The 10446-nt window shown below is 52.0% G+C and carries 8 protein-coding genes; all 8 read right to left on the bottom strand.

All coding sequences use genetic code 11. The features are described from left to right. Nucleotides 1-162 precede the first annotated feature (162 nt). The 8 genes from EJP87_RS10055 to EJP87_RS10015 all read right to left on the bottom strand — a co-directional run bounded on the left by EJP87_RS10055 (nt 163) and on the right by EJP87_RS10015 (nt 10109). Nucleotides 163-1298, bottom strand: a protein-coding gene (locus EJP87_RS10055; protein ID WP_420886857.1) for an IS630 family transposase whose coding sequence is annotated in 2 segments (ribosomal slippage) — nt 163-872 and nt 872-1298 — 1137 coding nt in all. Because the reading frame shifts where the segments join, the coding sequence is not laid out codon by codon here. A gap of 353 nt (nt 1299-1651) precedes the next feature. Continuing rightward, nucleotides 1652-2044: a type II toxin-antitoxin system HicB family antitoxin gene (locus EJP87_RS10045; RefSeq protein ID WP_130471737.1), complete on the bottom strand. Its 393-nt coding sequence runs from the start codon at nt 2042-2044 to the stop codon at nt 1652-1654. Continuing rightward, the gene (locus EJP87_RS10040; protein WP_130471740.1) at nt 2041-2226 is read right to left on the bottom strand and encodes a type II toxin-antitoxin system HicA family toxin; all 186 of its coding nucleotides are present in this window, start codon (nt 2224-2226) and stop codon (nt 2041-2043) included. The genes EJP87_RS10045 and EJP87_RS10040 overlap by 4 nt, the downstream gene beginning before the upstream one ends. A 673-nt stretch (nt 2227-2899) precedes the next feature. Continuing rightward, on the bottom strand, nt 2900-4927 hold the full coding sequence (locus EJP87_RS10035) for a methyl-accepting chemotaxis protein (RefSeq protein ID WP_130471736.1): 2028 nt from the start codon (nt 4925-4927) through the stop codon (nt 2900-2902). A 53-nt stretch (nt 4928-4980) separates the two neighbouring features. Further along, nucleotides 4981-5484: a chemotaxis protein CheW gene (locus EJP87_RS10030; protein WP_130471735.1), complete on the bottom strand. Its 504-nt coding sequence runs from the start codon at nt 5482-5484 to the stop codon at nt 4981-4983. A 13-nt stretch (nt 5485-5497) separates the two neighbouring features. Beyond that, the gene (locus tag EJP87_RS10025; RefSeq protein ID WP_193771283.1) at nt 5498-5929 is read right to left on the bottom strand and encodes a response regulator; all 432 of its coding nucleotides are present in this window, start codon (nt 5927-5929) and stop codon (nt 5498-5500) included. A 207-nt stretch (nt 5930-6136) separates the two neighbouring features. Continuing rightward, on the bottom strand, nt 6137-8410 hold the full coding sequence (locus tag EJP87_RS10020) for a PAS domain-containing sensor histidine kinase (RefSeq protein WP_130471733.1): 2274 nt from the start codon (nt 8408-8410) through the stop codon (nt 6137-6139). Beyond that, on the bottom strand, nt 8403-10109 hold the full coding sequence (locus tag EJP87_RS10015) for a sigma 54-interacting transcriptional regulator (RefSeq protein WP_130471732.1): 1707 nt from the start codon (nt 10107-10109) through the stop codon (nt 8403-8405). Before EJP87_RS10015 ends, EJP87_RS10020 begins: the two co-directional genes overlap by 8 nt. Nucleotides 10110-10446: the final 337 nt, after the last annotated feature.

Below are 10446 nucleotides of genomic sequence, written 5' to 3'. Positions count from 1 at the left end.
CACCAGCCGTACTGGCAACAAGCTGCTTTTCTCGCCCGATCCAGGCTTTGACTACAACCCTGGCAAGGCGTGGGCACGGTTCGACACCAACAACACAGGCAAAACCAAAAGACCACCTATAGAGGTCGCCCCCGATCAAAAAACCTGGAAGGATCTAGTGGGTCAGCAAAGCTGAATTGACAGGTAAAGACGTTTCAATTTGATCCTCGCGTTCTGGGCCGTAAATTGCCAATCCACCTTGCTGTTTTTCTGGTTTCGTTCCTTTTCCCATGAGGAAACCTCTCTATCTAACGTCTCTTTGTCAGGAATCCGTCGATCCAAACACTGGCTACTGAGGACGCTCAACTCGATTTCCGCCATATTCAACCAACTGCCGTGTTTTGGTGTGTAATGAATCTCAAAACGATCCAATATTCTGCGGGCTTCCTCCGGTGCAAATGCTTGATACAATGACGCTGGTTTGTGTGTGTTCAGGTTGTCCATCACAAGAACAATCTTGTCAGCGTCAGGGTAATGGTTATCCGCCACGTCACGAATTACTTGAGCAAAATCAATCGCTGTCCTACGGTCAGTACTCTTGACATGCCGTCTCCCTGAAAGCGGTTCGAAGATCATGAACATGTTGGCCGTGCCATTCCGCTCGTATTCGTAATCAAATCTCTCGCTTTGACCTGGTCTCGCTGGAGTTGGTTGCCGCGTTTCCTTTACCAATTGTTTGAGGATCTCATCAAAACAGACTACCGGACGCTGCGGATCGTAGGGTCGCATGTAGACAGAAATCACGTCCTCCATGGCGCATACAAACTCTGCATCAGCTTTTGGGGGAATCACCCATTGTTCTTTAAGCCATGGTTTAATTTCGTTTTTTTTAATACAAGACGGACGCACTCCGATGTGATGCTGTCTACCACATTCAATTCAACCAACTTGTCCGCCAACAAATTTAGCGTCCATCGTTTTCGACCCTCCGGTGGAGCGCTACACGCCAACGCGGTTAATCGCGCCTCTTGTTCCCCATCCAGTTTCCGAAACTGGCGTCCTTGAGGTTTTTTGCGGTATAGGGCTCCATCATACCCGGTTTCAACAAACTCCTGCCGAACACGGTGGACGGTCGATAAACTGGTATCCAGAGCCTCTCGTATTTTTTCATCAGACCAACCCGGGCCATCGTCTCCTTCGTCCGCTTTGAGTAAGACTCTGGCGCGCAGAAGGACAGATGCTGCTGCCCGGCCCTTACTGATCAACTCTCCCAACTTTTCTCGCTCTGTCGGCGTCAGGCGTACCACATACTTGACCATACCACATACTCCTGCTCGAATCCCTTGGAGCAGGGAGTGTAACAGATTAACGTAAGCATGTCAGGTCAGCTTTGTCACCCCACTAGACGCCAGCATTACCATTACCACCATCGCCATTATTGTGGCCATTGCCCTGCTTTGGGGGCTGTTTGAGTACCCCAACACCTTCATGAGAAAACAGGCGCTCTCTTTGGTCCATCCAAGCGATTTACTCAAACCTGTGACAGCATCCAACCATGTTTCGATAATCATTACTCGCCCTCATTCATGGCGATTCCATCAAGATAAGGCCCGGCCAGGGGGTTGAAGGATTTCCCCTTTTCCCGCCGTCGCGGCAGATGGACATTCAGTGTTCAACGCATCGCCTGTAATGCGGCACGCATCAAAAAGCCGGATCTGGACTCTCCGTGTGCTGCGGCGTAGCTGTCAATCCGTGCCAGTGCCGGTTCTGGAATGGTGATATTGATGCGCTTGCTTTTACCGGTGATCTTGCCCAGGTCTACCTGGACCACCGCCCATACCGCACCAGCGAATTCTGGATTGCTTTGATGTTCTTCAATCGGTCGTGCAAAGGGGATTGTCTCGTTGTCCAATAACAACCCCTCCACATGTGTTTGAATCGCCTCCCTGGCCATGCTGATGGCCTCATCCATGGTGCCTCCAGCAGAAAAACAGCCCGGCAGATCAGGCACGGTTACTCCGTAATCCGAATCCGCATCCTTATGTATGGCGATGGCAAAGTTCATGGCAAAATCCCCGCTTGTTTCCAAATGGAACGGACTGTGGCGATAGGCAAATCATGCCTGGGATGGGGAACCGTCACCTTTCCTGGTTTGCTGGGATGTTTGAACTGGCAATGACTGCCTTGCTGGTGATGCAACACCCAGCCATCCTGTTCCAGTCTGCGAATGATTTCCCTGCTGCTCAAAGGCATGATGTGTACTCTACACACTTCAATGGGTGGTGTGAAGATCTATTTTTCCAATTTATCACCGCTGAATCCTGCTCTTTTCTATTTTCAGAGGAACAACATCTGCCGATGGCTTAGCCTCAACAGCCCGTTTTGTGATCATGCCCTGTGCCATGATCATGCCCTCCTGGTCCGCCGTTTGTGATTGCTGGCGTGATTTCCAGCAATCAAACAGCACTCAACAGGAATAAAAATCGCGGAAACTGGCGAAAACGACAAGATGCAAATGTGCTGAATTTATATGGTTTCTTACTACTGCCGGAAAGGCCAAAAAGCCAGGGGAAACACACTCATAATGAGCAGGTCCTCGGTTCAAATCCGAGAGGCGGCTCCAGTCAAATCAAACAGATACGGCCACTCACAAGGTGGCCGTTTTTCTTTCCCTGAAATGCGACCGGGAGGCTTTCGCCTCCCGATCTTTCCCCTGCTTCCTGCTTGCGCGCAGCCGGGAGGGGACTGCTCCCGGACTTTTCCCTGCGCTCTTTGGCGCCACCGAAGGACTCAGCCTTCAATACCTCCTTGCGCCTCCTGGTGCGCGACCGTAAGACTCAGCCTACGACCTCTCCCTGCGCCCCTCTTTGCGCTGCCGTAAAAGATCCCTTCTACGACCTCTCCCTGCGCTACGCAGCTCCTAGAAAGATTCAAACTCTTCATCCTTGTTCCCTTTGTTCTCCTTCTTGGAGATGGCCACCACTCCCTTCGCCGGGGCCGGCAAAAAAGATTTGGCTGTTTTGACCATCACCCCACCAGCAGGCTTTGCCGCTGTTTTGGAACGCTGCGTCCTTTCTCTCCGTACCTCTCTAATACCCTCCTGGCCGGTACGGAAAAAACTCACCGTACTGCTTAATTGCTGTGCCTGACTGTTCATCTCATCTGCAGTGGCCGCCATCTCTTCCGAAGCCCCTGCATTCTTCTGAATCACCTGATCCAATTGACTGATCGCTACATTGATCTGTCCTGCACCCTGACTCTGCTCGCGTGAGGCCGCTGCAATCTCCTGTACCAACTGTGCTGTGCGCTGAATGTCCGGTACCAGCTTGCCTATAATCGTCCCTGCTCGCTCCGCTACCTGAACACTGGCCGATGAAAGATGTCCTATCTCGCCCGCCGCCGTCTGACTCCGCTCCGCCAGCTTGCGCACCTCCGCCGCCACCACCGCAAAACCCTTCCCATGCTCCCCTGCCCGCGCCGCCTCAATCGCTGCATTGAGCGCCAACAAATTGGTCTGCCGGGCAATCTCCTCAATAATCGAAATCTTGCTGGCAATCTCCTTCATCGCCCCTACCGCCTCCGCAACCGCCTTGCCTCCATCCGCCGCATCCTGCGCCGCTACTTTGGCAATCTGCTCGGTGGTCTGTGCATTCTCGGTGTTCTGCATGATATTGCCGCTCATCTCCTCCATCGCCGAGGAGGTCTCCTCAATGCTCGCCGCCTGCTCGGTCGCACCCTGGGACAATGTCTGAGCCGCCTCCGCCAACTGCTCCGCCCCTACCGATACCCCACTCGATGCCTGAGTGATCTCATTGACCACCTCCCGCAATTTGACAGCCATGGCATCAATAGCCCGCGACATGTCTCCCAACTCATCCTGCCGGTTGCTGATACAACTGATCGCCAAGTTGCCCTGCGACATGTTCACCATATTGCCTATACAACCTGTGATCGCACTCACCAAACTGCGACTGATCATCCAGGCCAACACACTACCCACCACAATCGCAAACAAACTGCCAAAACTGATCATCTGCTCGGAAGTGTCGATTTCATGATGCAGCTTCTTGACCTGCCCTTCATTCACCTCATCAACCAACTGATTCAACTGACGCCTCGCAGCAATCATCTCCTGCTCCGCCTTGTTTTGATGCGCCAATTGACTCAATAACGACTCCACCGCCTTCTGGTAATCTACAAATGTCTGCACCAATGCCTTGCCCTGCGCCACATCCTGTGCATCCCGGAACGATGCCGTTACCTGCTCCGCCAATCCTTTGGCCTTGCGCAAACTCTCCTGTAAACGATTAAGCTGCTTTTCATCCTTGCCATTACTGAGCAATACCTCCTTCTCCCCCAGACGGGCATCGGAAAAATATTTACTCAATTCGGAGACAGCATTGAGCTTTTCGATTCGTCCATCCACGACCTGCTGCAAAACCTCTGCGCTGCGTTGGCTGGCACCATCTTTGGTTGACTCACGCAGCTTGCGATATTGACTCTCTTCCAACTGATCAACCGCTTGCACCACCTTTTGTGACACTGCGCGAATCAGCGTCAGCTCTTGCTGCCCTTCTTTGTGTTCGGCAACCAACTGCTCAAAGGCCTTGCCATATTTTTGAGACAACTGAGCTATTTTGCTCATATTGTCCCGGTCTACAGGATCTTTGAATCTCTGCTCTCGTGCCACTTCTGCTTTACTGACAATCGCCTCAGTGGCCTTTTTGGCATCTTCAGCAAATTTTCCTTCCGGTTCCGCAACAAAGTTGCGTTCCGCACGCAAGGCGCGAATGGTTTCATTATCAATAGAGGCGAGCAACTCCGAATTTTCGACCCGCTTTACCACCGAATTAAAGCCCACAAATGCCTGCACCGCCACCAACAACGTCAACAACAATACTGCCGCAAAACCCAATGCCAACTTTGTCCCTAACTTCAATTTGTTCATCTTATGCTCCAATTATTCCGTTAACGGGAGTTATGCACTGAATAATCTATTCGCTATGCTGCCATACCTTGTGCGCCACTGCCATCAAACACACCTTCCATCTCTTCGGCGGCAAAGACCCGATCGGTATCAAGAATAATGATAAAGTGCTCCCCATGTTTGCCCATGCCGCGAATAAATTCCGTGCGCAATTTGGCGCCAATGCGCGGAGCAGCATCAATCTGATCGGGCTCCAGACTCATCACCTCTTTCACCGAATCAGCCATTGCTCCCAATACCGTGGTCTTCTCGCCAATCGTTACTTCAATAATAATGATGCAGGTGTTGACCGTGCGCTCCGTGCTGGGCAAAGCAAATTTTTTGCGCATATCCATCACTGGCACCACACTGCCCCGTAAATTGATCACCCCACAGACAAAGGCCGGTGTATGCGGCACCCGCGTCACCGTCGTATATTCCAACACCTCTTTGACCCGATTGATCTCCACAGCAAAGACCTCATCAGCCAAAGTAAAAGTCAAAAATTGTGTCGTTTCACTAATCGACGAAATAGACATGCTCCCCTCCTTATCATGAATCTGCTGGCACAACTGGAATGGACTCCGGCAATGAGGTGGCTATCGGTTCGGCCAACTCATGCAGCAATGCAACCACACTCTGTAACAGCTCTTCTTCGCGAAATGGCTTATGAAGGACCATCCTTGCCCCCAACGAGCGTGCCGACTCCAATAAAAATTGTGACGACATAAAACGTCCACCACCTGTAATCGCTATCACTGGCAAATGCTGATACTGATTATGAATCGCACGCATCAGCTCAAATCCATCCCCCTCCGGCATCAAGAGATCGGTGATCACCAAACGCACCGGCTCCTGTTGCAACACATGCAGCGCTTGTTGTCCATTCGCTGCTGTGTGCACCTGCAAGCCCGCCTCCTGCAAAAATCGGCGATAGAGCAGCAACAAGTGCGGATCATCTTCCACCAATAAGATGGACTCCATTCCCCTTCTCCCTCGCTCGTAGCGTTCCAACCCTTCCTTGCCATCCTTATACGCAGAGATCATTCCAAATTATAGTTTGCGACATTTTATTAAAAAGCACATATTTTTCAATATATTATTAAAAACAACCTTCCTTCATACACATAATTTATTTGTTAATTTTGGAACAAAAAGTCTCACATCCTTCCCAACTTGAGACATTCTATCTCAAAGAGGACTCTCCACTATGGCATCCGCCTCTTCCGAAGCAGCCAGAGGCAGATAAATGCAAAACTGCGCCCCCTCACCCAAACGACTATTCACCTCTACTGCACCACCATTGGCGGTCACCAATCCATGCACCACCGACAATCCCAAACCGGTACCACGGCCCGGCTCCTTGGTGGTAAAGAAGGGATCAAAAATCCGCGGCAAATGTTCAGGTGCAATGCCAGGTCCGCTATCAGCAACAGTCAAAACCCCATAACGCCCCACCGCCAGGCGTAAACGATAGGCGCTTGCTTCGGGCAATTCCGTCTCATAAAGTGTGATCCGTAATCTGCCTGGTGCTCCCTCCATAGCCTGCAAGGCATTGGTAGCCAGATTCATGATGATTTCATGAATTTGTGCCGGATCAGCCAATACCCGAACCGGATCTCCCGGCAATTGCAAATGCAGTTGCACCTCTTCGGGAATTACCGCCCGTAAAAATTTGACTACCTCTTTGAGCAAAGGATCGATGCTGATAGGACGAATCTGTTGTTCGGCACGCCGACTGAAAGCCAATAACTGACTGACCAGATCCCGTGCCCGCAATCCTGCCTGAAAAATCTCCTGCACATCCTGACAAGGTTGCCCCTCCTTGGGCAACTGTTTCATTGCCAGCTCGGCAAAGCCAAGCATGATACTGAGAATATTGTTAAAATCATGCGCAATCCCCCCGGCCAACGTGCCAATGGCTTCCATCTTCACTGCCTGGCGCAGTTGTGCCTCCTGCTGCACCTGACGGGTAATATCCCGATGCGAAGAGAGCAATAAACTCTCGCCCTGCCAAACCATTTTGCTGGTACTGACCTCCACTGTATAACGACTGCCATCCTTGCGCCGATGGTGGGTAACAAAGGAGGCGCCCTCTACATTCAGATCCTGCATCAATGACAAAATCTCTTCCTTGCCCCATTGCACATCCCAATCCCATACGTACAGCCTATTCATCTCCTCGCGTTCATAGCCCAGCATACGCGCAAATTGGGCATTGGCCTCCTGAATCCGTCCATCCATGCCCAAAATGCACAAACCATCACGGCTATGTTCAAAAAGATAGTTGCGTCGATTACTCTCTTCAGAGATCTTTTGTTCGGCCAGCTTGCGTGCGCTGATCACATCAAACACCGCCACAAAATGACCGGGATGCGGAGAATACAAAGAGGCATCAAACCATTGCTGTATGGAATGCAAATAGATCTCAAAACGTTCTGCCACCCCGGTCGCAGCCACGCGACCGCAATGCTGCAACGCTTCCCCATCCTTTTGCGCAAAACCAGGCAAAAACTCGGTCACCCGTCGGCCCACCACGTCCGCCAAACCAGTCTGTTTGCTGAACGCCTCATTGACTGCCAAGCAGAGTAGATCTACCGCCTTGCCTTCAACAAAGATCACCTGGCAATAGAGAAATCCATTGAGCATATTGGCAAACAATGAACGATAGGTCTGTTCGCTCTCCCGCAGCGCCTGTTCACTTTGCGCCAACTCATCCCTGGCCCGCCGTAAATGACCAATCACCCCTTCACTAATCCGCGAGAATATCCAGACTCCCAACACAATACTCAACAGTGCGGTACCCAGCACCCCTTGTGCCGTTTGGCCAATCGGCGCATTCAACTCACTCAAATCAACCTTTGCCACCATGCCCATTTGCAGATCGGGCAGATATTCATAGGCAGCAATCACCTCTACCCCTCGATAATCATTGCCGATCATCGAACCACCCTGCCCCTGCAACGCCCGACGCATCGGTTCCGCCCACTGCTCCTCACGCCAGGGAACACTCTCCAACAACAAATCTGCTGCATGACGACGGGAAAATAAAAATTGAATATACTCCCCTTGCCGTCGGGCAAAAACAATCTCCCCTGTCTCCCCTAAACGCGATTGCCAAATGGGTAACACCTCAGTGATAAACTTTTGAATCCGCTCATCGGCCAATTGTGGCATCCATAAACGCACAATATCCTCTTTGTGCATGCGCTGGATCATTTGTGCCTGACTGCGCGCCAAAACATATAAACGTTTCTGCTCTCGTTCCAGGAGATCATCATAATAGAGATGAATCGCTTGCCCACCCACCAGCAACACCACCGCCACCATGATGGCCATCAACAATAAAAATCGCGACCACTCCCCGCCATGCTCAGAAAGCAGCTTATATCTGTTCGAGGAGTGCTCACTGTCCTGCACAGATCCACCCTTTCCTGCCGCTGTACCCGCACTCTGCTTATCCATCCGATGCGTCCAAACCAAACTGTTTCAAACGACGATAAAAGGTGCTGCGACTCATCCCCAACTGCTGGGCCGCCTTGTCCCGATGCCAGCGATTGGCCACCAATGCATTCAATATGGTCTGCTGCTCAAGATTGCCCTCGGCAGCGACCTCCGCCGTCACCACCTCTGCTCCGCCGCGCTCCTGGTCTGCCCACTCCGGCAAATGCGGCACATCAATCTCCGTCCGATTGCACACCACAAAGGCATGCTCTATGGTATGTCGTAACTGACGCACATTACCCGGCCAATGATAGTGCATAAAGCGGTGCAACACCCCTTCGCTGACCCCACCAATTCTCTTGCCAAAGCGCTCATTAAACTCTCGAATAAAATATGCAACCAAGAGAGGAATATCCTCCCGACGCTGCCGCAATGGCGGCAAATTGATCTCTACCACCCGCAACCGATAATAGAGATCCGCCCGAAAGCGATTGTTTTCCACCATGGCAGCCAAATTTTGATTGGTGGCCGCAACAATCCGCACATCTACCGTACAAGGACGATTCTCCCCGACCCGTTCAAAGCTCTTTTCCTGCAACACCCGCAACAAACGCATCTGCATGGCAGGTGATATATCCCCAATCTCATCCAAAAAGATCGTCCCCCGATGCGCCTCCTGAAAGCGTCCCACCCGATCGCGCACCGCACCGGTAAAAGCGCCGCGCACATGGCCAAACAGCTCACTCTCCAACAACGTCTCGCTCAAAGCCACACAGTTGACCCGCACCAACGGTTGACGCGAACGACTGCCTGCCTGATGAATCGCCTCTACAACCAACTCCTTGCCCGTACCCGACTCACCACTCAATAATACAGTGGTCTCTACCTCTGCCACTTGCTCAATTTTTCGGTAAAGCTGCTGCATCAGCACACTCTGACCAACCAACCCCGGCCAACGGGCACGACCATGCACCGCATTTTCCAATTGCACCACCTGGGTCTCATCCTTGATCGCCAGGAGCGCCCCCAATAAGTGGCCGGAAATATCTGTCAACGGCGTCGCCGTCAAAGAGACCACCCGCTCCGGAGCATGCGGGCGCTGACATCTCTGCCGCAACAGGGTCATCTGCTCCCCCTGCAAAGCAGCTCGTAACGCCTCCGTACACGCCCCATGGCAATGTTGTGGCAAACACAACGGCTCCTCCCCGTTTTCCGCAAGCACAATTCCACATAACTGCTGCGCCTTCTGGTTGGCCGAACGCACCTGCCAATCACAACTGATACTGAATAATGCCTCATCGATGGTGTGCAACACCGCTTGCAAATGCAAACGCACATTTTCCCGCTCGGTCTGAAAGCGTTTGGCCGCCAAGGCGCGGTTTACCGAACGCAATAACGCCTCCTCCAAAATTGGCTTGACCAGATAGTCAAATGCCCCCTCCCGCATCGCCTGCTGTGCTGTCTCCAAACTGGGATGACCGGTGATGATGATCACCAATGGCGGCAAGGGCAGCGTGGCAATCTTCGGCAACAGATCCAAGCCAAACTCCTGCTGCAAACGCACATCGCAATAGACCAAGTCATAAGCCTCTGCCGTCAACACTTCCATGCCGACTCGCCAACTGCTCTCCGCTCGCACCTCATGACCCGCACCACGCAGCATCCGCGTCAATAGTCGTCCCAGCGTCAGATCATCATCTATGACCAATATCTTGCCCATCCGGCTCCTCTCCTTGCCTCCTCCCACCGTACACAATTTTGCTATCCTAGCAAGAAATACTGATTATTCAACACTCCACAAACAGCGCCCCAGGGCAATCGCATTTGCCAATTTCCTCACTGTTGCCACAAGCGAAACTGTGCATGTCGGGCGTCCGCTCTCCCAAAAGAGTGCCCCTGCGGGGCACAAATCGGTGCGGCGTGCGCGAATGCTACGCATTCGCTTTTGTGAAACGCCGCACATTACCAGCAGGGCTTTGCCCTGCACCCACCAGGAGGAGATAATCTCCTCCTGGACCTCCATAATAATTTTCTGATTTTCAAATGCGATTGCCCTG

The sequence above is a fragment of the Candidatus Magnetaquicoccus inordinatus genome (assembly GCF_004217665.1).
Lineage (GTDB): Bacteria > Pseudomonadota > Magnetococcia > Magnetococcales > Magnetaquicoccaceae > Magnetaquicoccus > Magnetaquicoccus inordinatus.
The sequence above is the reverse complement of the archived record's forward strand: the minus strand, read 5'-3'. Positions and strand labels throughout refer to the sequence as shown.

Coding starts and splice junctions, on each gene's coding strand:
- EJP87_RS10025 (WP_193771283.1), bottom strand. CDS start 5,929: ATGGAGTCCATCTTATTGGTGGAAGATGATCCGCACTTGTTGCTGCTC.
- EJP87_RS10015 (WP_130471732.1), bottom strand. CDS start 10,109: ATGGGCAAGATATTGGTCATAGATGATGATCTGACGCTGGGACGACTA.
- EJP87_RS10020 (WP_130471733.1), bottom strand. CDS start 8,410: ATGGATAAGCAGAGTGCGGGTACAGCGGCAGGAAAGGGTGGATCTGTG.
- EJP87_RS10045 (WP_130471737.1), bottom strand. CDS start 2,044: ATGAACTTTGCCATCGCCATACATAAGGATGCGGATTCGGATTACGGA.
- EJP87_RS10035 (WP_130471736.1), bottom strand. CDS start 4,927: ATGAACAAATTGAAGTTAGGGACAAAGTTGGCATTGGGTTTTGCGGCA.
- EJP87_RS10030 (WP_130471735.1), bottom strand. CDS start 5,484: ATGTCTATTTCGTCGATTAGTGAAACGACACAATTTTTGACTTTTACT.